17 protein-coding genes are annotated in these 20,963 nt (G+C 58.7%); 13 read left to right on the forward strand and 4 right to left on the reverse strand.

Annotated elements, in window-relative coordinates; translation table 11 throughout:
* Positions 1–9: 9 nt before the first annotated feature.
* Positions 10–687 carry a helix-turn-helix transcriptional regulator gene (locus tag ACYG9Y_RS05100; protein WP_023689781.1) on the reverse strand — a complete coding sequence of 226 codons (678 nt, stop codon included), beginning with the start codon at positions 685–687 and terminating at the stop codon, positions 10–12.
* A 253-nt stretch (positions 688–940) separates the two neighbouring features.
* On the opposite strand from ACYG9Y_RS05100, the gene ACYG9Y_RS05105 reads away from it, so the two are divergent.
* Positions 941–2,659 (forward strand): PAS domain S-box protein, encoded by a 1,719-nt coding sequence (locus ACYG9Y_RS05105; RefSeq protein WP_023739599.1) that lies wholly within the window; start codon positions 941–943, stop codon positions 2,657–2,659.
* A gap of 101 nt (positions 2,660–2,760) precedes the next feature.
* Here ACYG9Y_RS05105 and ACYG9Y_RS05110 read toward each other — a convergent pair whose 3' ends face one another.
* Positions 2,761–3,438, reverse strand: coding sequence for a LuxR C-terminal-related transcriptional regulator (locus ACYG9Y_RS05110; protein ID WP_023681040.1), 678 nt, complete (start codon positions 3,436–3,438; stop codon positions 2,761–2,763).
* Between the two features lie 620 nt (positions 3,439–4,058).
* Here ACYG9Y_RS05110 and ACYG9Y_RS05115 point away from each other — a divergent pair.
* The 9 genes from ACYG9Y_RS05115 to ACYG9Y_RS05155 all read left to right on the forward strand — a co-directional run bounded on the left by ACYG9Y_RS05115 (position 4,059) and on the right by ACYG9Y_RS05155 (position 14,625).
* The gene (locus tag ACYG9Y_RS05115) at positions 4,059–4,787 is read left to right on the forward strand and encodes a nucleotidyltransferase family protein (RefSeq protein ID WP_023706591.1); all 729 of its coding nucleotides are present in this window, start codon (positions 4,059–4,061) and stop codon (positions 4,785–4,787) included.
* A 49-nt stretch (positions 4,788–4,836) separates the two neighbouring features.
* Positions 4,837–5,988 carry a DegT/DnrJ/EryC1/StrS family aminotransferase gene (locus tag ACYG9Y_RS05120; RefSeq protein WP_023681042.1) on the forward strand — a complete coding sequence of 384 codons (1,152 nt, stop codon included), beginning with the start codon at positions 4,837–4,839 and terminating at the stop codon, positions 5,986–5,988.
* Complete coding sequence (locus tag ACYG9Y_RS05125; protein ID WP_023681043.1) at positions 5,985–6,659, forward strand: sugar transferase; 675 nt, start codon at positions 5,985–5,987, stop codon at positions 6,657–6,659. Before ACYG9Y_RS05120 ends, ACYG9Y_RS05125 begins: the two co-directional genes overlap by 4 nt.
* A 44-nt stretch (positions 6,660–6,703) precedes the next feature.
* The gene (locus ACYG9Y_RS05130) at positions 6,704–7,708 is read left to right on the forward strand and encodes an SDR family NAD(P)-dependent oxidoreductase (RefSeq protein WP_023739598.1); all 1,005 of its coding nucleotides are present in this window, start codon (positions 6,704–6,706) and stop codon (positions 7,706–7,708) included.
* A complete protein-coding gene (locus ACYG9Y_RS05135) occupies positions 7,705–8,982 on the forward strand; it encodes a hypothetical protein (RefSeq protein ID WP_023739597.1) in 1,278 nt (425 codons plus the stop codon). The genes ACYG9Y_RS05130 and ACYG9Y_RS05135 overlap by 4 nt, the downstream gene beginning before the upstream one ends.
* A complete protein-coding gene (locus ACYG9Y_RS05140; protein WP_023691487.1) occupies positions 8,969–10,228 on the forward strand; it encodes a polysaccharide biosynthesis/export family protein in 1,260 nt (419 codons plus the stop codon). Before ACYG9Y_RS05135 ends, ACYG9Y_RS05140 begins: the two co-directional genes overlap by 14 nt.
* A gap of 72 nt (positions 10,229–10,300) precedes the next feature.
* Entirely contained in the window at positions 10,301–11,215 is a 915-nt protein-coding gene (locus tag ACYG9Y_RS05145) for a class I SAM-dependent methyltransferase (RefSeq protein WP_023749118.1), read from the forward strand.
* A 333-nt stretch (positions 11,216–11,548) separates the two neighbouring features.
* Positions 11,549–13,261 carry a type I secretion system permease/ATPase gene (locus tag ACYG9Y_RS05150; protein ID WP_023739595.1) on the forward strand — a complete coding sequence of 571 codons (1,713 nt, stop codon included), beginning with the start codon at positions 11,549–11,551 and terminating at the stop codon, positions 13,259–13,261.
* A 26-nt stretch (positions 13,262–13,287) separates the two neighbouring features.
* Positions 13,288–14,625 carry an HlyD family type I secretion periplasmic adaptor subunit gene (locus ACYG9Y_RS05155; protein WP_031253261.1) on the forward strand — a complete coding sequence of 446 codons (1,338 nt, stop codon included), beginning with the start codon at positions 13,288–13,290 and terminating at the stop codon, positions 14,623–14,625.
* Between the two features lie 171 nt (positions 14,626–14,796).
* Here ACYG9Y_RS05155 and ACYG9Y_RS05160 read toward each other — a convergent pair whose 3' ends face one another.
* Positions 14,797–16,227 (reverse strand): coiled-coil domain-containing protein, encoded by a 1,431-nt coding sequence (locus ACYG9Y_RS05160; protein ID WP_023697139.1) that lies wholly within the window; start codon positions 16,225–16,227, stop codon positions 14,797–14,799.
* A gap of 782 nt (positions 16,228–17,009) precedes the next feature.
* On the opposite strand from ACYG9Y_RS05160, the gene ACYG9Y_RS05165 reads away from it, so the two are divergent.
* Positions 17,010–17,237: an aminotransferase class I/II-fold pyridoxal phosphate-dependent enzyme gene (locus ACYG9Y_RS05165; RefSeq protein ID WP_084014362.1), complete on the forward strand. Its 228-nt coding sequence runs from the start codon at positions 17,010–17,012 to the stop codon at positions 17,235–17,237.
* Between the two features lie 1,075 nt (positions 17,238–18,312).
* On the opposite strand, the gene ACYG9Y_RS05170 is transcribed toward ACYG9Y_RS05165, so the two are convergent.
* Positions 18,313–18,825, reverse strand: a complete 513-nt coding sequence (locus ACYG9Y_RS05170) for a response regulator (RefSeq protein ID WP_245260475.1) — start codon at positions 18,823–18,825, stop codon at positions 18,313–18,315.
* Positions 18,826–18,921: 96 nt separating this feature from the next.
* Between ACYG9Y_RS05170 and ACYG9Y_RS05175 the strand changes: the two genes are divergently transcribed.
* A complete protein-coding gene (locus ACYG9Y_RS05175) occupies positions 18,922–19,302 on the forward strand; it encodes an ATP-dependent DNA ligase (protein ID WP_050596043.1) in 381 nt (126 codons plus the stop codon).
* A 68-nt stretch (positions 19,303–19,370) separates the two neighbouring features.
* Positions 19,371–19,520 carry a hypothetical protein gene (locus ACYG9Y_RS05180; RefSeq protein ID WP_245260474.1) on the forward strand — a complete coding sequence of 50 codons (150 nt, stop codon included), beginning with the start codon at positions 19,371–19,373 and terminating at the stop codon, positions 19,518–19,520.
* Positions 19,521–20,963: the final 1,443 nt, after the last annotated feature.

The following is a 20,963-nucleotide window of genomic DNA, read 5'->3' on the forward strand; positions in this document are numbered from 1 at the left end:
GTCGATTTCTCATGGCAAAACCGAAATGCGCCCCAAAAGAGCCACTAGTTCCGCCTGACGCCTCGTGTCGGTCTTGGCGAACAGCGAGGCGAGCTGAGAGCGAATAGTCGTGCGACTGAGATGCCAGCTACGGGCGATCTCCAAGGGCGCGTCGCCATGGGCCAGGCGTAGCGCCAACTGCGTTTCCGCGCTGGTCAAACCGAACATCCTTTGCAACGTGCGAGGGTTGGCCGCCGATTTGTTATCCCGGTCCAGCAATGCGACGACGGTTGTCCCGTCCGGTGTAACGACGCCCGTCTCGTTCATGGTCACCGGCCTGTCGCCTCTGCTGTGGATCACTACCCATGAGAGTGAGCCCGGCTGGAGGTGGACCGGAACATTCGCGACCAGCCGCCTCAACCCGGCAGCAAGCTCGACGGCTGTATCAGTTGCTTCGCCCTGGCGTGCGAGGGTGTCCCGAGCGGCAGCGTTCCATTCTATTACTTTCTTGTCTCGGTCCAGGACGAGATAGCCGCAACCCATACGATCAAGCATGCCGGTGATGGATTCCAGGCTGCGTCGTCGAGATCCGCCGACCCTTGCGTCCGGCCGGTCCACAAGGCTTATCGGCCTTTCGTGGCGGGTATCGTTCAATACAATGTATTGCCTGCCTGCAAGCGCATCGTTTCGCGTTTCAATCAGTGTCATCGCTTCCACCCAACCCATTGCTACTGACGCAAATCAAATCTGATGAAGTTGCTGCTTCAACTTGAATTTCCACATACGCGAGAAATCTGCGAATGGTTTTTCCGCAGCGTCTCTTGGATATATCTTTCTGAAGAGCGCTCCTGACACCATGATTTTATTCGCCGGCAAAGTCATGGCAATCGGGCATTGGGATTAGGTGCCACCCCTTCGGCCTAGTCTCGACGGACTAGACCGAAAGTTGTAGTCTTTGCGCATGGGTTCGGACCTGCGCTGGCTCAAATCGAATGTGTCGAGCACTACGTGGGCTCATCTAGCTTCGCTTTTGGTGTTTGCAGCATCGATAGCATTCGAGGCGATAAGTACGGTATATGGCGGCCAGCCGTTGCCGCTTGTTGCGTTTATCCCCATAACCGTTGTCATCGTGTATCTTGAGGGCCGTTTTGTTGCCATCGCAGCAACGCTTCTGATGGCGGTCGCCGGCTTGTGGATGCGACACCTGCTGGACGGTCACCTCACTGGTGGAGACTGGACCGGGGCCGTCTTCCTTCTGGGTTCGGGTAGCCTGATCGCAGCTGTGTTCCACCGCCTGCGACAAGATCTGCATGGTGCGCTCAGGGTGGCAGAAGCGAGGCTCGGTGCCATCGACGCTGCCGCCTTGGGCTTTGCTAATACCAATCGCCATGGCGAACTGCTGCAGTCGAATAGACGGCTTTTGGAGATGACCGGCTACGCGCACAAGGAACTTGCCCAACTCAAGCTGGAGGAACTCATTGTCCCCGACGATCGAGGTACTGTGCGGAAACTTTTGCAAGATTTGGGCAATGGGACCGCGTCTGCTACGGATATCCGCGTTTTGCGCAAGGATGGCACGGCATTCTGGGCTCACCTGGCCCTGTCTTCGTCGCGGCCGGAAGAGGCGCCAAATGAGAGCGTATTCGCGGTGATTGACGATATTTCCGAGCGACAAGCGGCACGCGAGGCCCTTCGGGCTCAGAAGGAATGGCTCGATCTCGCCGTATCTGCCGGGCGCCTGGGCACATGGCAAATAGACATTGAGGATGGGACAGTCGCCGGCTCCGGCAAGTTCTGGGACATCCTTGGTCTGCCTCCGGCCCCAGTCCGCCGCTTGGAAGAACTCTCGGCCGTAATCCATCCCGTCGACTGGCCGAAGTTGTCCGCCTCGGCAAAGCCTTCATCGGCATTGAACTTTGACGTCGAGATTCGCGTCCGGCAAGTGGATGGTCACACACGCTGGATTGCATTGCGTGGACGGCAGGAAGAGCACGGCGACCGCAAAATGCGCATCGGGGTGGCGGCGGATCTGACCGAACGTCGACAAACAACTTTGCTTCGCGCCGCCGTAAAGAGACGCGAGCGCATAATGCGCGAAGAGCGCCATCGGTTCAGCAATGTGTTTCCAGTGATTAGAGCTCTGGTCAACATGATCGATATTCCCGACAATGATGTTGCCAAATACAAGGAGATGTTGATCGATTGGATTCGAACACTGGAGGCGACCCATCGCATCCTTTCTCGTCATGCCAACCTGTCAGGGATGCTCCATGAACTCGTGGACCGGGAATTGCAGCCCTTCAAGGAGACACGCGACATTACGATCAGTGGACCTTCCCTCACTGTGCCAAGCGGCGCCGCCGAGGGCTTGGCGATGATCCTTCACGAGTTGACGACAAACTCGGTGAAACATGGTGCGCTGGGTGACCCGAATGGCAAGGTCGAAGTTAAGTGGCGATTTGCATCCGAGGACGAAGGTGACGACCTCGTGTTCGATTGGGTGGAATCGGGCCGACGGAAGAGTTCAAAAGCCGTACGCCGCGGGTTCGGGTCACTGATAATCGGTGTGGACAGCACGCCGCTTGTCGGGCATTCCCCGAATATGGAAATAACCGAAGATGGCCTTCGATATTCGCTGCGTGTATCGCGCAAAGAAATTGAGGAATTTGGATTGCAATAGAGCCCCTCCAAGTCGAAGCCGAATTGGCCAATTAACCGATGGTGTGGGCCCTTTGCTGCGATTTCCTGCAAGGAAACTCGGGCCGGTTCGAGGGGCATACGTCAACTCGCCTGTCTCGTCAGCCAGCTTTGGAGCAACACAGCTGCTTCGGTACGGTTTCTAACCCCAAGCTCACGCAGCACGGCTGCGGCATGGATTTTCGTTGTCGCCTCGGCAATGTCCAGATTGCGGGCAATCTCCTTATTCGAGTACCCCTCTGCCATCAGCTTGAGGACGTCCTTCTGTCTAGACGTCAGCCTAGCGACGTCGCCCGAGCCCTCGTGCCGGCGGCTGGCATTTTGAACCGGAGGTGGGGGGGCATGCGATCTCTGGTCGGCAGACGTTCGAGATAGGAGAGATGGCACATAGATCCGGCCAGCGAGGATTTCGTTTACAGCCAGCACGACTTCTTCGTCGCTCTGCGATTTGACGATATACCCGTGAAGTCCGATCGAAAGCGCGGTCAGTATCTCCGAGCGGGAATCATCCCCGGAAACGATCGCAAAGCGAGTGTCAGGATAGGCAGCCATAAAGTCGCTGAGCACTTCCTGATGGAACAGCCCAGGCATGTTCAGATCGAGGATCGCAAGATCGATGGACGCCTGCTCCTCTAAAAGATTGACCGCGGCATCGAAACACGAAGCTTCGAATATTTCGGCGCTTGGAATTCCAGCCATGAGTGCCAGCCGGAGACCACGCCGATATAAGCCGTGATCGTCGGCAATGACGATCCGAGCCATGCAACTACCCCAACGCGTTACTCGGTTCCCGACGAGAAAACCCGCTGGAACCTCCCATTCGCCTATGATCGACAATCCGTGGTGGTCCTAAAATGGCGGCCATCCACTGGTCAACGCATCACAGTGATGTCCGCAGCGTCCCATCCACGCACATCCAGAACGTCTAATATAATACTAAATTGCGAAGCTCATCCATAGATTTTTAACCCTGGCGTGCGGTGCCTGTCCGCAAAACGATGCCGGTTCCCCATTTGTGGGTCCAAAGCCAGCTGTTCAGGACCATTTCTGTTATGTCGCCACCCGCTGTCGCTGGACCTGTAGGCCGGCCCGGCCCGGGCGGATCGCAGCTTTTTTGAAAGCAACTGCTTTCGTTTTATCGCCGTCATGATCAGTGCCCAATCGCGCTTCTATCGGCTGTTGATCTCGTGGCCATCTAATACCTTGAACGTTTTGAATCCCTACCATTCGAATGCACGACGACAGCCGCCCCGGCTGTCACATACCTTTTCACATATGATGTTCGGATTGCCGCCGAGGTTTGGCCGGATTTGAGGGTATGCCCTGGCCGGACAATGGAACACCGATCCCGAACAAAGCCAACTGCAGATCAGGAGGATCGAATGAAAGCGGTGATTCAATGTGGTGGGATGGGTACGCGCCTTCGACCGTTTACATCGGTCCTGCCGAAACCATTAATGCCGATAGGGGCCCGGCCTGTTCTTGAGTTGCTTTTGAAGTGGCTGCGGCGCAACGGCATTGAAGACGTGTATATTACGACAGGGTATCTAGGGCATTTGATCCGTAGCGTCTGCGGCGACGGATCGCAATGGAACTTGAAGATCAAATATACCCAGGAAATGGAGCCACTCGGCACCGTCGGACCTCTCTCTCTGATTAGGGATGAACTGAACGAAACATTTGTCGTTCTGAACGGCGATGTCCTCACAGATCTAAGCCTGAGCCGGTTTGTAGCCGCGCACCGCTTGCATAGGGATCCCGTTACGATTGCCACGGCGTGCCGTCATATCAAGATGGACTTCGGGGTCATCGACGAGATCGACAATACCGTCCAGCTCTTCCGGGAAAAGCCGACGCTTTCCCATCTCGTCAGCATGGGGATTTACTGCATGAACCCAGATGTCCTGCGGTTCATTCCGTCCGGGATCCCATTTGGGTTCGATGACCTGATGCTGCAGATGATGCAGGGCGGCACGACCGTGCATGTTTACAAGCATGACGGTCTTTGGCTCGACATCGGTCGTGTCGATGACTTCCAGAATGCACAGGCAATTGCCTGGGAAGATCAGTCGTCCTCAATCGAGGTCGCGGCTGCCGCTGCAGCCGCATGAAAGTCTGATGCAGAGGTCTAGCCACTAACGAGGCTTTCAGGAGGTCAAGATGCTCTTGGTGAGCGCCCCCATCCTAGGCGTGCCAGAGAAGGCAGCCCTGTCGCAGGTGATTGATAGCGGCTGGCTTACGATGGGGGACAGGGTACGAGAGTTCGAACAGGCCTTTGCCGGCATGCATGGCGCGCGAGATTGCGTTGCGGTTGGTTCCTGCACCGCAGCGCTCCATCTTCTCCTCCATGCTTTGGGCATCGGCCCTGGCGACGAAGTACTGGTTCCTTCGCTGACGTTCGTGGCGACGGCGAATGCGGTGCTGTATGTAGGGGCGACGCCGGTCTTCGTCGATATCGAGTCCGTCGACGTGCCGTTGATCTCGGTTGCGGAAGCCGAAGCGCGGTGCACGACGCGCACGAAAGCGGTCATTCTCGTTCACTTCGCCGGGTATCTCCCCGATCGGGAACAATGGCAGCGGTTCGCCCGGCTTCGCGGGCTGCATATCATCGAGGACGCTGCGCACGCGCCCGGGCTTAGGGAAGTCGGGACATTCGGCGCCGCGGCCGCGTTCAGCTTCTATGGCAACAAGAACATGACAACGGCCGAAGGGGGCGCCGTGATCGCACGTGACCCCGATCTGCTCGACAGGGTTCGCCTGGCCCGCGGGCACGGAATGACCACGGGGACGCATCAGCGGCTGAACAGTCGTACGCCGCAATATGATGTCACGATGCTCGGGTTCAACTACCGAATGGACGAGATGCGAGCGGCAATAGGGCTGGTTCAGTTGCAGAACCTGCAAGAGTGGAACGAAATCAGGCGTATCATAGCTGTCTTGTACCGACGCCTGATCGCGGACCGTTGCCCAGCCATTGTCATTCCATTTAGCGAACCCCGGACGTCGGCTTACCACATCATGCCGATCGTCCTGCCGCGCTACGCGAGCCGGCAGGATGTCATCGACGAGCTGCGGACACAGGGCATACAGACCACCATCCACTACCCGCCGGTGCACCAAATGACGTTCTACCGCGAGCGCTTTCCCGGCGTGAGTTTGCCCCGAACAGAGGATTTCGCTGAGCGAGAGCTCACAATTCCGCTGCACCCCCAGATCACTTCCGCCGCCGCCGAATCAGTCGTGGCTGCCCTGGCAGCCGCGCTCAAAACAGGCGCGCTCAAAGCAGGCGCCCAAAGAGGAACTGCTGCATGAATGCGTTAGACCCTGCCTTTCACCGGATGTTCGTTCCAAATCCTGATCACGGCTTTGCGAGACGCGCAATCGATCTTGCGGTGGCGGGCATCGCTACCGTCGCATTGGCGCCATTGATGCTGCTGATCGCCGGAGCGCTTCTGCTCGAGGGCGGTGGCTCGATCTTGTTCGCTCAGACCCGCATCGGGGCCGGCGGCCGAACCTTCCGCATGTACAAATTTCGCAAATTCGGTGTGAACTGCGGCTCTCAAGGCCTTGCGCTGACGGTCGTGGGCGATACACGCATGACCACCGTTGGCCGCTTTCTCGCAGCGACGAAGCTGGACGAACTACCGCAGCTGTGGAATGTCCTCAAAGGCGAAATGGCGATCGTCGGCCCACGGCCCGAGAGCCTGGCTTTCGCCGATTGTTTCCGGGGCGAGCTTAGGGCCGTGCTGCAATACAAGCCAGGCCTGCTGGGACCAGCCCAGGTCGTTTTTCGGCACGAAGCGCATTACTTCCCCCAATCCGTAGATCCGATCGTGTTCTACCGGGAGGTCATGTTCCCCGCCAAGGCAACACTGGACCTCTCATATTATCCGCGACGCACCATCGTCTCCGACCTCGCGTGGATGGTGCGGGGAGTGCTGGCAGTGGTCGGTTGGGTTCCGGTACCGCCGATCGACGTTTGAATATCCAAGGGAAGCGTTCCAAACAGCCAAGGGAATGCGCAGTGATGAGCTACAATGGAAAGAAAGTCCTGGTGACCGGCGCGGACGGATTCATCGGTTCGCATGTCACGGAGGCGCTTGTTCGCAACGGGGCAGATGTCACAGCCCTTGCCCTTTACAATTCCTTCGACAGCCATGGATGGCTAGACGATCTGCCGGACACCATCCGCAGCCAGTTGAGGCTCGTCCGTGGTGACGTCCGCGACAGTGCGTTCCTTAACCGGATCATGCGCGGCCAAGTCGCGGTGTTTCATCTGGCGGCGCTTATTGCGATTCCATATTCCTACGCCGCTGCCCAGTCCTATGTGGAAACCAACATCCTAGGCACGGTGAACGTCCTCGAAGCGGCGCGCCTATGGGAGACGAAGCGGGTGATCCATACCTCCACGAGCGAGGTCTACGGAACTGCCCAAACCATGCCGATCGGCGAAACACACCCCCTGCAGGGACAGTCACCATATTCGGCATCCAAAATCGGCGCCGACATGATGGCGGAGTCTTACGCCAGGTCGTTCGATGTCCCTGTGGTGATCATGCGACCCTTCAACACGTACGGCCCGCGCCAGAGTGAACGCGCCATCGTGCCGACCATTATCCGGCAGGTCCTCGACCCGAAATGTCCTGCGATCATGGTCGGCGATACCAGCCCGATCCGCGACCTGACCTATGTCGAAGACACCGCGACAGCGTTCCTGACCGCAGGTCTCGCCCAGCTCGAGTTCGGCCACGCCTACAACGCTGGCAGCCAACGCGCTGCGACCGTCTCGGACGTATTGGCCATTGTTCTTGAGTTGACCGATTGCAAAAAGCCGGTCCGTCGTGATGAAAGGCGCCTGAGGCCGCAAAATTCCGAAGTTCGCGCCTTGCTCGCCGACTCCTCGCGCTTTGAACGCGAGACTGGATGGCGGACACAGACCAGCCTGCGCGATGGGCTGGAGCGAACAATCACGTGGTGGCGCGAGCGTCTTAGTGAAGGCCGGGTACGGCGCGAAGTGGGTTACATGACATGACCCTGGGCGGCCGTCATGCGTTGGCGCTGTTGCTGGCTGCCGGTGCCATATCTCCCAACATCTACGTTGCCGGTGGCCGTCAAAGCAAGGCAGCGGAGGCGGCGGCCACCGCGGTTGTGGACAACCTGCCGGGCCATGTGCGCCAAACAAGGGATCCTTGGTCTCGCATGGTTTTCGCACGGATCACCAGACCGGGCGTTCTCGGCCGGGCGGGTGTATGCGGGAAGAAGTACTGCACCCACCGTTACTCAAGCGCACAGGCTTGGAATGCCGACCAGAGCCTGCTCCTGATCGCCAATGGCTGCGGTGGCCTGTGCTTTCTCGACGGACAAACCTACTTGCCTTTGTTCCACCGCAACCGCGCGACCGAATGCGAATGGCATCCCACTGATCCCGAGTTGATGATCTGTGTCGGGGGCCGGCAGATTGCGACATGGGCCCCACGTACCGATCATGAGGACGTCGTGTTCGCCTCCGGAGCGTACTCCAACCTCAAATTTGGACCCAACAAAGGCAATCCGAGCCGCGACGGCAGCCGGATTGCGGTGCGTGCAACGAACAATGACGGCCGAGCGGTGGTTTTTGGCTACGATCTCAAGCAACGGCGGAAATTCCCGGATATCGATCTTGCCGAATTCCCGGGAACGACCGGCTCCTGCTCGATCTCACCACTCGGAATCAACATAGTGTGTTCCCAGCAATTACCGGACGGAATCGAAGCGAGTTTCGTCTTCTCCATCGACGGCATATTGCGCCAGAAGTGGATGGAGCACCATCGACCGGGCCATGGCGACATGACGGTCGATTCCGACGGAAGCGAAATCTATGTCGGGATCAGCAAATCGGATCCTGACAAATATCAGGTGATCAAGCGCCGCTTGGCTGATGGCAAGGCTACCTCGCTGATGAAATATGGCGAGGCCATGCATGCGTCACTCAGGTCGCTCGGCAGGCCCGGCTGGGTGTTTCTGAGTTATGGCGGCACGCCAGCCGAACTATCGCAGCACCCGGATTGGGCGCCTTACGCTCAGCAAGTCATTGCTCTGCGTCTAGACGGCAGTGGAGAGGTCCGCCGTGTCGCAGACACGCACAACGCGCCCTTCGACTACTGGAGCGAGACGCATGCCTCTCCCTCTCCGGACGGCTCCCAGGTGGTCTGGTCCAGCAACTGGGGCGTGCCCGGTGGCCCGGTATACGATTTCGTTAGTCGTGTTGAATGGCCTTTGAAGCCGGTGTTTGACCGGAAGGAGATTGTCGCAAATGACCTTCAGTAGACGATACGTTCTTGGCGCAGTCGTGATGATGTCGCTAACCTCGATGGCTTGCGCAGGCGAGGTCGAGCCCTATCAACTCTCACCTGGCGATACGGTCGAGATAGGAATAGCGCCGATCCCTGATCGGACGCAGCGCGCCGTAGTCCAGATGGATGGCAATATCGCCCTTCCGGAGGCTGGAATGATCATGGTCGCAGGCCTGACGGCGTCCCAACTGCAAAGGCGCATGCAAGAGGTCTTGCCAAGCAAGATTTTTCACGTGCGTCTGACTGATGGGCGGGAGCAGACAGTTACTGTCGAGCCCGACGATGTCACAGCGATCATAGCGGACTATCGCCCGATCTATGTAACGGGCGATGTGCTCACCCCGGGACAACAGGCCTACCGTCCGCTCATGACTGTACGGCAGGCGCTGGCCGTTTCCGGCGGCTTCAGTTTCTTGCGATCACGGGCGGGCCAGGCCGGGCCTGATCCGGTCGATCTCAAGCGCGATTACGAAATGCTCTGGGGAGATTACACGAAAGAATACCTTCACGCTGCCCGCATTCGCGCCGAGCTTCAGGGCCAGGCGGATTTCGACAAGAAGACACCACAGGGATCACCTCTTTCGCCGAGCGTTGTAGCCGCGATGGCACAGGCTGAAGCAGAGGCGCTGAAGGTTGCGCTGAGTGATTTCCGGCAAGAGCAGGATTTTCTGGAGAAGGGCCGGACGGACGCTGCCGAGCAAATTGGCGTTTTGCAGAAACGCGAACGAGTCGAGGGCGAGAGCGTGAAGGCGGATGAGCAAGATTTGGCGCGAGTGACGAAGGCATTCGATGCAGGCAATCTGACCAACACCCGGCTCGCGGATGTCAGGCGCGCGTTGCTTTTATCTTCAAGCGGCGCGCTTCAAACCTCGGTCGAACTGATGAGGGCGCGGCGCCAGCAGGAGGACTTTGTCAGACAGCACGAACGCAACGACAATCAAAGGAGGATTGGCCTGCTGACGGATCTGAAGGACACCAACGCCCGGCTGGCGGATGTCACCGCCAGGCTCCATGCCGCCAGCGAGAAGCTGCAGCCGACCGGAGCATCCACACAGCCATTGCCGATTGCCGGCGAAACGGTACGGGCCCAGGTGACCATCGTACGCAAGATCGGCAATGAATGGCGCAAGCTGTTGGTTGACGAAGATGCGATTGTGCTGCCGGGGGATACTGTCGAAGCCAGATTCAGCAGTGAACTGCAAAGTGTGGCAGTCCAATAGGGCGTCAGCCGCAGTCCGTGCGGAGCTTACTGTTCTATCGGGGGGGCGAACCCAACTGAACGGAGATCCAAGGTGAGGCGCATTTTCAACCAGGGAGCGACCCTGACACCCTCAACGAACGCGGATCAGGTGACGCAGTCGTCAAGTTATGCTTTCCATATGCCGTCAGCGCGAATTGTGCGGTCCAGGTCACGCGCCGGTGAGTCCGGAAATTGGCAGGAATTTACGTCTAGCAAGGAGAGCAATGCGCAGGGCGGCTTCGTGTCGGACGGCTACAGGACCAGCCATTGCGCGCCCGGCTACGGCCTACATTACAACAAAACGCACAGTTCCGGCTATTATGGCGCGCTTTGGGAGAATATCGAAAAGCCCCTGATCCTCGACGTTCTTCGCCCCTTGAGCGGAGCGAGCCGAAACTGCCTCGATTTCGCATGCGGAACAGGTCGCATCGCCGAGGTAGCCGCCGGCCTCTTCAGCGAGGTGGTTGGCGCCGACGTTTCCAGAACTATGCTCGACAGCGCTCAAGTACCGCCCAATGTGAGTTTGCGTCACGTCGACGTGACAAGGGAGCAGTTGGGTATGACGTTCGATGTGGTAACCGCATTTCGTTTTTTCCTGAACGCAGAGGATGAACTGAGATGGCATGCACTGAAAGCGATCAATGAGCACCTTAAAGATGGCGGGCGGCTTGTGTGCAACGTTCACATGAATGCGACGTCGCCCGTCGGCCTGGCGTGCCGGCTGCTCAATCGAGTGTCTCGACGCACAATTCGCCACACGCTGAGCGCAGCGAGGTTCAAGGCCCTCCTGACTGCCTCGGGATTCACCGTCGAGCAGACGATACCGTATGGTTACCTGCCTCGGCCGGGAAACCTGTTGCCAGGGTTCTGTGAAATGATGATGCAGCCTGTCGAGAAGGCCTGCAGAAGGCTTCGCGTTCCTGGCCAGCTGGCGCAACACTTCCTGGTTGTTGCGAGGAAGCGCTAAATCCCGAGAAAGCCCCGAAAACGGCAGGCAGCGGTTTTCTTGGGGTGGCTCGCCCGGCATGAAGCCCGTCTAAATACGGTGGAACGGCAGTTTTCCCCCGATTTAATATGTGGGTTCCGGGTTTCTCGGGTCAGCGCCACGATTTTGCTACATTTTGACTAAAGTCCAATCATGTTAGTGGGGCGTAATATTAGAAGGCTAAGGGGATACGCTCCTGAACAGCAAGAGATTGTCCGTGCCCAGTGGGGCCAGTGAGCTTGCGCAACGATCTCTCACGGGAGGTCGAAACCCATGAACCCTGGTGGAAGGAGTTCGTCGGATCTGCGAGGCGCAATGCTTGGGACCGTGCCTGGCCTGGTAGGCGTCGGCGTCTTCTCGGCAGTCATAAACCTTCTCGCCCTGACCGGCTCGGTCTATATGCTGCAAATTTACGATCGCGTTCTACCTTCGCAGAGCGTTCCGACGCTTGTCGGGTTCACGATCGGAATGCTGGGTCTTTACGCTGTCTACGGGCTGCTGGATTTCGTGCGGCTGCGCCTGCTGGTTCGAGTGGGCAATCGTGTCCATAGGAATTTGAAGCAGAGGGTGTTCGGCCTCTCACTGTCCTTGCCGCTCATTGGCGGGCAGGATGCGAACCGGATACAGCCCCTCCGTGATCTCGATCAGTTACGCGGCTTCCTTTCCGGAATGGGGCCGACTGTCATCTTCGACGCTCCGTGGATTCCATTTTACCTGCTGATCATCTATTTCCTGCATCCTGCGCTCGGTCTGTTGTCCACAAGCGGTGCGATCATTGTCGTGCTGCTCACGGTCATGGCGGAAGTTCTTGGCCGCACATCGGTGACACGCGCGTCCGAGACGCTGGTGTCGCAACGCAATCTCGCCGAATCCGGACGCCGCAACGCGGAGGTCGTGCGCGCGATGGGCCTTTCCGCAAGGCTTGCCCACCGCTGGGGCGAGATCAATAACGCATATCTGAGGCACCAAGAGAAGCTTTCCGACGTCGTCGGCGCCACCGGGGCACTCTCTAGGGCACTGCGTTTGGCCTTGCAGTCCTGCGTTCTTGGACTGGGTGCCTACCTGGTGATAGGAGGCGAAGCCTCGCCAGGCGTGATCATCGCATCCTCCATCTTGCTGGGCCGCTCATTGGCTCCTGTTGACGCCGCTATCGCGAACTGGCGAGGCTTCGCCGCGTTCCGGCAAAGCTATTCGCAACTGGCAACGGCCCTGGCCGCTTTTCCTGACCGGGACGAACATATGGAACTTCCGCGCCCCCAAGCGGAGCTTGCGGTCGAGGACCTGACTATAGCGCCACCGGGCCAGCAAAAACCGACGGTAGCCAATGTCAGCTTCCGCCTGGCTGCAGGGACGGGAATGGCCGTTGTCGGCCCGAGCGGTTCTGGCAAAAGCACGCTTGTGCGCGCGCTGGTGGGCGTCTGGCAGCCACTTCGCGGCACGGTGAGGCTGGACGACGCCTCGCTTGACCAATGGGACCAAGAACAGCTTGGCGCGCATATTGGCTACCTGCCCCAGGACGTCGAACTGTTTGATGGAACGGTTGCCGATAACATTTCGCGATTTGGCGGGAAGGGCGACGCCAAGGGCGTGCTTGCAGCTGCCAAGGCAGCGGGCGTCGACAAAATGATCCTGCGATTGCCGAACGGTTTTCAAACACGCATGGGCGAGGGAGGAACAGCCTTGTCGGCTGGACAGCGGCAACTCGTAGGGCTTGCCAGGGCACTTTACGGCGATCCGTTTCTCGTCGTTCTGGACGAGCCGAATTCAAATCTGGACGTCGATGGCGATACCGCCTTGGCCGGCGCGATCCTGGCAGTGCGCAGACGTGGAGGCATCGTCATCGTAGTTGCGCACCGTCCTTCTGCCCTTACCAACATCGACAGGGTACTCGTAATGTCCAATGGGATGCTTCACGCCTTCGGCTCACGCGAGGAGGTCCTGGCCAACGTCATCCGCCCCTTTGCTGCGCCGGTTGAACGCCCGGCAGCGGCCGTCGCGATGCACAAAGGGGTGAGCGGTCACGCATGAGGGATATTTTTTTGTCTGAGGCGACGATGGCTCCATCGGCCCCGATCGGCAATGGGAGCCGGCGCAAAGCGATTTCGGGCACGCGCGATGGAATCGGGGCCAACCTGATCCTGGGTGCGGCGGTCACGGTTATGTTGCTTGCCGGCGGCGGGCTCTGGCTCGGTCTGACCAAGATTGCTGGCGCGGTAATTGCGCCGGCGACCGTGGTGGTCGAGAGCAACATAAAGAAGGTGCAGCATCTGACGGGCGGCACGATAGGTGGCATCTTCGCGCAAGACGGGGATCATGTACGGGCCGGCGATGTGATGGCACGGTTGGACGACACACTGACACGGGCCAATCTGCAGATAATTAGCAAGGATCTTGATCGGGCAACGGTTCGGCTTGTGCGGCTGGAGGCAGAGCGGCAAGGCCTGTCGGAGATGCAGCTTCCGTTCAGCCTTCAAGCGCGAATGGGCGAGCCGGAGCTGGCTGCGCTGGTGAACGGCGAGCGCACGCTGTTCGACAGCCGCGCTACGGCCCTCAACGGGCAGAAGGCACAATTGCAAAGCCGCTCAAAGCAACTCGAACGCCAAGTTGAGGGCCTCAAGGCGCAACAGACCGCGGAAGAACAATCCGTGGTCCTGCTGGATGGCGATCTTGTCGATGTACAGGCGCTTTTTACAAAGAAACTGGTGTCCAAAGAGCGACTTAGCAACATCAGACTGGATGCCACCCGGGCGCACGGAGAATCAGGGCGCCTCGCGGCGGCAGTTGCCGAGGCGCAGGCCCGGATCAGCGAGACCGAATTGCAGATTCTTCAGCTCGATGAACAAAGGCGTAGTGACGTAACGAGCGAACTTCGTGAAACGGAAGCCAAGCAAACCGAACTCAGCGAGCGCAAGGTTGTGGCACAGGACGAACTGGCCAAAACCACCATCCGCGCTCCGCAATCGGGAACGGTACAGGAATCTTCCATTCACACGATCGGCGGCGTGATTGCCGCGGGCGAAGTTCTGATGATGATCGTCCCTGACACCGGCAACCTTGTGGTCGACGCGCTGATTGCGCCGTCGCGCATAGATGACGTTCGTCCAGGTCAGCGGGTCTCGATCCGGTTTCCGGCTTTCGACGCCGGCACCACGCCTGCCTGCCAAGGGTCTGTCAAGCGCATCTCGGCGGACCTGATAAAAGATCAACAGCGCCAGCTTTCTTATTTCTCGGCGCGCATCAATGTCGAAGACAAGTCCACCTGTCTGACCGATGCCAAAGTCCTCAAACCCGGTATGCCAGCGGAGGTTCACATAAGTACGGACGAACACAGCGTCTGGTCTTATCTGCTGAAGCCGCTTACCGACCAGATGTCGAGGGCTTTCCGGCAGTGACATGGCGGCTGTCAGCGGTCGATCGCAGGCACACTGCAGGCGTGCATGCTGACATATTGGGGTAGGCGACGTGAGGCCGACAGGGGTGACGCCGGCGGCCGACGCGCGAGGCTCGTCTGGGACATTGTCATCGACAGGAGTGACTGCCTCGGGAGGAGAGGTTCTTTGCTCCTACAACGCAGCGAGGGCCCTGCGGCGGCCACGGCGCGCGGCATGCACCGTTCGGTCTGCAGTCACCGCTACATTTGCCACGTCAGATGTATGCGGCAAGGCGTTCGCGCTTCCATGCGACCTCTTGTAGGGCAGCAATTCCCTGACCCGAGCATTGACCGAGGCAATTTCGACCCGCAAGTCCTCGCATTCCTGCCGTCTCACATCGAGTTCGATCTGATCGGACGCCTGCTGCATGGACAGTTGCGCAAAATCTGCGGCGATCTTGGAAAGGTTCACCTTGTTGGTTTCGGCCTCCTCGGTGAGTGCGGCCAACCTTTCGTCGGTCACCTGTTTTTCCGCCAGGGCGTCGCTCCATTGTAGCTGGAGCCTGGCGATCTCGGCCGCGGCCTCGGTGTTTGCGATTGAGGCGAGTTCGAAGCGCGATTGGAGGCTTTGAACTTCTGAGCGCAATCCTCGGTTCTCAGCCTGGCAGCGTTTAAGCTCGCCATCCATGTCCGCCTGCATAATCCTGGCTGCTTCGGTCACCTCCCATAACTTCGCCTGCGCAACCTCGAGTGAGGTGTGCAATTTGATTGCCTCTTTTTCGCTCTTGCCGAGCGCACTCAGCATTTCGGAATTTCGCGCAGCTTCGTTGGCATGGATCGTCGAGAAGGCATCCAGCCTATGCCGTGCCTCTTCCTCCCGCTTCATGGCCTTTTCCAGGTCAATAGACAGGCTCACATTCTTTTCACGCAGCTGTTTGTTCTCTCGGGAGCGCCTGTCGGCCTCGACATTTGCGGCGGCAAGCATGTTCGTGAGGTCGCCAAATTCCGCTTCGTTCTTTGTGGTGGTGTTCGCCGCTTCGACCAGCTCCAGCCTTGCCGCGGCCAACGCGCCACGGAGCACTTCACACTCCTGAACAAGGCTTGCCTGGCGCTGCTGCAATGTCTCGATGGTGCCTTGACGCTCACAGTACCGTCTGTTCAGGTCATTGAGTGTTTCCGACAAGTTCCTTTGATCTGCGATCAGATTTTGGTTCGCCAGCTCCAGTTCGTTCGCACGGAGAATGTCCGCGTGAAGGATGTGAAAAAACTCGAACGTCAGTTGACATGTGCCTGTAATTTCGGAGATTTTTGCGTTGATCTCCTCGAAATGGAGCTTGGCATCGTGGAACAAGCCGTTGAACGAGCTCACTGCAGCAATTCGGCTCTGCGTGTGTGAGGTCAGCCGATGCGCTGGTATCGGCGAGCTATCATCGTCGTCGCCGGCACCGCCCTCACTCCGTACGCTGTCATCCTGTTCGTTGTTGTCGCCTGCCATGTTTGGCACGTCGGCGACATCCTCCAAATCGAGGCACTGGTCGACAGCGTTAGCCAAGTCAGCTTCGAGATCGTCGAACGACCTCTCCACATTGTCCTCGGCGCGTCTGATCAAATCCCTGAACTTCATGACTTCATCCCCTGCAGCCGCATGCCCGGAACCATTGAGGCACGAGGACTGAGATGCTTTTGTATCGAGAGCTCAACTCAGCGTCTTCGTTCAATCAAACGATGCCAGGGCGCCGGCGTCGCGAGGAGCCGAGAGCTGCGATTGGAAGGCCCTACATCGGTCTAGGTGCCTGCTGACTTATTCTTGAGGACTGCGCGACTCCCCTTCTTGCCATCGTCTTGGCGTCAATGGTGTGTTGCCTGGGCCCATTAACGCTCAGGTGCAGAAGCCCCGACGAACGGCCCGGCACAGCCTCTTGTGGGGCGCATCAGGCGGCCGGGCCTAACCGGCGGTTGAGTGTTTTGGTTTGCCGGCTGACTCACCATGCGACCTTGGCGAGGCAAGCGCATCATTCGAACGAATTGGGGACCGGCCGCCTGGCCGCCCAATCACACTAAGCTTCCGTTGCCGGACCTGGCGACGAGGTGCTTTGCCTTGAGCCTTGGTATCTACATACGAAGCGGCAATACGCGCCGGTGGAGCAGTGGTCCGACCCGCCAAACTATCGCTGCAAAATGCGCGGCGGAAGGCATCCGAGGATATTCTCAGTGCAAAGGTAGGAGATCGAACGCGGGCGATCTTGCTGAATTCCCCAAACAATCCCGGCGGATATGAGTTCGGCAGGGACGATCTGGAACAATTGCCACATTTGCCGAGCGGCACAATCTATGGATCATCAGCGATGAGGTTTACCGCAGCACAGTGTTCGACGGCGAGTTCCCTCAATAGCATCCATTCCCGGAATGAGAGAGCGGACGATAATTGTGAACAGCCTGTCGAAGTCTCATGCAATGACCGGCTGGAGGCTAGGGTGGACGCTTGGGCCGGTCTCGGCATCAGGTCATTTACAAAATCTTGCGCAATGCATGCTCTTCGGATCGCCGACCTTTATTCAAGATGCCGCAGCGGTGACTCTCGATGAGGCGGTGACGCAGAGATGCGTTTCTTTTCGGACGCCCTTCTGCCGTTGATGTTGACCATTGCTGTGCGGATGTTCGCCGGGATATGCGTGAACCTTATCGTCCGCTGCGGCGCTCAATTTGCTTGGGGTTCTTGGAACCGTTCCGAACTTTCTCCTTGCGCCTCCGATCGAGTTGCGCGTGCTCATGCGGGGCGCTGAGGTGTCTCGATCCGCAGTGGCGCGGCCATTATGCGACGAAGCCTATTAGCTTAGTTGAAATTTGTCCCCAGCGGACGGGAACGACGCTTGGCCATGTTAGTTGATGTGAATGGAGCAGCTAAGAAAAGATCTGGCATTGCTTACGCGACCCGGCTTCTGGATAGCTTTCGGCATTTTGTTGCTGCTTTACGGGATTCAGGTCTTTTTTCTAATTCGGGCATGCCAATGCCTTTAGCCTGGAACATCGATCCCCCTAGCTGGAACGCGGTCTGTCCATCTCCCGGCGGCTGCGCCGATAGCGTTGATCAACGGTATATTCATTTATAAGCCTGCTATTCCCGGGGATGCCGAGGTTGGCAGCGCCTGCATCGTTGAATACGCACGTGGCGCTCCCCTCAAGGTAGGTGGTTACCATTCTCGCGCTGCCGGTGAGCATTGGAGCCCGCACTGTGTTGGACGTGCGCTCATGCGTCGGGAAATTTCTTATAGACAGGGGAGGGTCTGTCAGGCTGGAAAATCACAAGCTGCCCCGCGAATGAGGAAGCAAAAAAGGTGCAAGACCAGATCGATTTCTTCCAGGCAACTCGGTCCTCGCATCATCGCCGATCAGCGGCCGTACCGTCGAGAACCAAAATGCGCACGATCTCAGCCGGTCGGCTTCGACCAAAACATGCGGACTACCGGACGGGGACAGTCGGTGCCGCGTCCCATCCTGTGGCCGGCGCTATGCTGACGCTCCTACGGTATCCCGTTCACCGCCCGCGCATGAGGGCGAATTTCCTCCGTCCTGCGCGCGACAACCGTCCACTGTTGCGGCCGCACGCAGGACTGCGGCTTATACGCCGTTCTTCCTTTGAGCGGCGTCCAGTTCGCAGGGCTAAATCACCATTGGTATGCAGACGAGCCTCTCGGCGTCTGGACAGAGATCAATTGCGCTTTGCACCAGGGTTCCTGGATCGTAAGCTCCAAACACGCTGCAGTCGCCTGATATGGTCCACTACGTTGGCCGGCTCATACGGCTTCGCAAGGTGCGGGCCTTCCTGACAAAGGTCGCCCGCCGCGATCGCAGTTCGTTCTACTGCGGCAGAAAGCACTATTTTGACCTCGGGCTTGTTCTCGCGAACCCACTTCGACAGTTGGAACCCGTCCATGTTGCCCGGCAGGTCAACGTCACACAAGACGGTGTCCACACCGAACTCCGCATAGTTCAACGCTTGTTGCGCCTCACGTGCGAAATGGGCCTCAATCACCCTGTAGCCACAGTGGCGGAGATAGTCCGCGATGACGCATCGGGCGATGACGTCGCCGTCAACCACGAGGATCGTTTGGCTCTGTTGGTTCGGGGCTTCCATAGACGGAGAACGGTCAGCAACCGGCAGGGTTCCACGCATCATGACCTGCGCGGGATGCCGACCGAAGATCGCGGCGAGATCCTGCACGAAATGATCCCTGCCGGCGGGCGCATTCAATTCAGAGGAGCGATGCCGCACTGGTGACGCCGTTTGCCACCTGGTCGACGAGACGGGCTAGAAGGCATGGTCTCGAAGCTCAAGGGGCAGTCCATATCGCAGCGGCAAACGAGCGCTTGGCGCAAGATCAAGTGCTTTGAGGAAAAGGAAATGCAAATCATCGGTGCACAGCGCGAGCGCGGCAAAGCTACCCAGGTGATCATGGCTGAAAAGGGCCTCTACAAAGGCGGCGCACTCGTCAACTTCAATGCCGCTGAGCGGCAAGCGCTTTGGGATCGTGTCCAGGGCAAGGTTGGCGGCCCGGTCCCGAAGGGACATAAAAAGGAAAAGGCCGAGTGGCTGAAGCCCGGACTGGTTGGCTGGGTCGAGACCCTCAAAGGCGAAGAGAAGCTGCGGCACGCAAGGCTGCTGGATTTCCGGGAGAAGAACGGAAATGGCCGTAGCTAAAAAGGACCAGGAGCGCGTCACCTATGCATGGATGTACGGTGCGCAGTCGCGCAAGGATGGCAAGGAGCGTGAGGTGCCATTACTGGCAGGAATATGCGGAAGCATGGCTGCAGGGCTTTGACGGTGTGGCGATGGACGGTTTTGGCAAGACCAAAACCGTCAACGACGAGATGGAGGCCGAGGTCGACGAAGCCGCCGTCGAGCGGCCCGACGAATAGCCATTTTGCCATGTGCCGTATGTTCGTTTTTGATTGAAGAAAGGGTTTCGGCGGGCCTATAAAGATTGCGTTTACCATTGCCTTTTTTGGGAGGATGCGATGGTTGCAACGCCCATAGATATCGCTCAAGCGGCCACTGCGACTACGGCTACCTTGCTGAAGTGGCAGAAGTCCATGGAGGAACGCGCCACGTTTCGCCAGAAATGGATCAATCGCGCAGGGCGATTCAAGCCTCACGCGATTTGCTGAAGCGCCTTCGCCAACGTCATCGCGACGACATGGCGGAAAGTTCGGAAAATGCCGACCCGTCTACTGCGCCGATATCGCAACGCGCCGGCAGCTAGCGGGAGGCGACCAGAGCCGATGTGATGGGGAAAGTTTCACTGGCCGTTCCTTGGGGGGCAGGCAAGTTAAACTTTTGTCAACGAGCGGCCTTTTTCGCGCTCGCGGAAGCGCCACGTGGCTTTCGACCAGGCGCACGTGCTCGGCCTCGACAGTCACCAATGGCCGGAGGCTGACGGTTACCTTGTTCCCGTCGATGCGTGTATAGGGCCGATCAATTCCATATGCTGGCCAATCACAGCCTTCGAAGCCGAATCGACAACAGAATGCGGGAAGTCGTAGGAGGGGATCGTGACGCTTATGCGATCGGGCGTCACCCGGCCGCGCACAATCGCCGTGACTGCGACCTCGTCGCCAACTTTGATACTTCCCCGAGCCATGCCCAAGACTTTGGAGCAGCCGGCACCGGCGTCAAGATGAGGGGGAGCTAATAAAACCCCTCCGCGCCGCGATTGTGACGCGAGGCGATCCGATCGCTGCCAGCGACTTAGCAGACCAATTGACGACGGCGGCCGAGAAGCCTGGCATCCCTGCCGACCAAATCAACGGCGAAATCGAAAGCGTCTTCGAACTGCTCTTAGAGGTGATGCGGCGCGAGAGTTGCGCGAGGACAACCAGCCCGGAGGCTTCTCCGGGGTTGTGCCGGTCCTGTCCCGTTCCAGCGGATGAACTGCGCCTTCTGGCCGGTGACCGTCTCAATCGACTTCAACAGGGGTCCATGGGCCTCAGGTAGAGCTTGGCAGTGCTCCCTGTGGTACGCCAGGAGCGGCCCGGCGATGCTCTTGTGCAGCGCTTCGGCTGCCGCCAGGAAGCGCTCGATTTCAGCCCGGGAAAGCTGTTCGGAAGGTTTGTTCTGGCCATTGGCGCTCTCCATTGAGGGCGTCGCCGCGACGAGGACCATAATCCTACATGCCAGGCCGTCTGACAAGCGCCTCGCCGGCCTTACCTGAAGGAAGACGCAGGGCCACGGCGCCAAGCGGAGCCATCAGGAGCAACCCGCAAAGATGAGCAACGGCAGGCCCGGCGACCTCCTTTGGCACATGGGACAAACAAGAAGGGCGCCGAGCCTTACCGGCGCTGCTTTGTGAGGGTGACGACGCC

It is taken from the genome of Mesorhizobium sp. W050 (assembly GCF_054719535.1).

Bases quoted from the DNA above. Each gene is read 5' to 3' on its own strand.
- ACYG9Y_RS05100 (WP_023689781.1), bottom strand. From the start codon at position 687: ATGACACTGATTGAAACGCGAAACGATGCGCTTGCAGGCAGGCAATAC.
- ACYG9Y_RS05105 (WP_023739599.1), top strand. From the start codon at position 941: ATGGGTTCGGACCTGCGCTGGCTCAAATCGAATGTGTCGAGCACTACG.
- ACYG9Y_RS05110 (WP_023681040.1), bottom strand. From the start codon at position 3,438: ATGGCTCGGATCGTCATTGCCGACGATCACGGCTTATATCGGCGTGGT.
- ACYG9Y_RS05115 (WP_023706591.1), top strand. From the start codon at position 4,059: ATGAAAGCGGTGATTCAATGTGGTGGGATGGGTACGCGCCTTCGACCG.
- ACYG9Y_RS05120 (WP_023681042.1), top strand. From the start codon at position 4,837: ATGCTCTTGGTGAGCGCCCCCATCCTAGGCGTGCCAGAGAAGGCAGCC.
- ACYG9Y_RS05125 (WP_023681043.1), top strand. From the start codon at position 5,985: ATGAATGCGTTAGACCCTGCCTTTCACCGGATGTTCGTTCCAAATCCT.
- ACYG9Y_RS05130 (WP_023739598.1), top strand. From the start codon at position 6,704: ATGAGCTACAATGGAAAGAAAGTCCTGGTGACCGGCGCGGACGGATTC.
- ACYG9Y_RS05135 (WP_023739597.1), top strand. From the start codon at position 7,705: ATGACCCTGGGCGGCCGTCATGCGTTGGCGCTGTTGCTGGCTGCCGGT.
- ACYG9Y_RS05140 (WP_023691487.1), top strand. From the start codon at position 8,969: ATGACCTTCAGTAGACGATACGTTCTTGGCGCAGTCGTGATGATGTCG.
- ACYG9Y_RS05150 (WP_023739595.1), top strand. From the start codon at position 11,549: ATGCTTGGGACCGTGCCTGGCCTGGTAGGCGTCGGCGTCTTCTCGGCA.
- ACYG9Y_RS05155 (WP_031253261.1), top strand. From the start codon at position 13,288: ATGGCTCCATCGGCCCCGATCGGCAATGGGAGCCGGCGCAAAGCGATT.
- ACYG9Y_RS05160 (WP_023697139.1), bottom strand. From the start codon at position 16,227: ATGAAGTTCAGGGATTTGATCAGACGCGCCGAGGACAATGTGGAGAGG.
- ACYG9Y_RS05165 (WP_084014362.1), top strand. From the start codon at position 17,010: ATGAGAGAGCGGACGATAATTGTGAACAGCCTGTCGAAGTCTCATGCA.
- ACYG9Y_RS05175 (WP_050596043.1), top strand. From the start codon at position 18,922: ATGGTCTCGAAGCTCAAGGGGCAGTCCATATCGCAGCGGCAAACGAGC.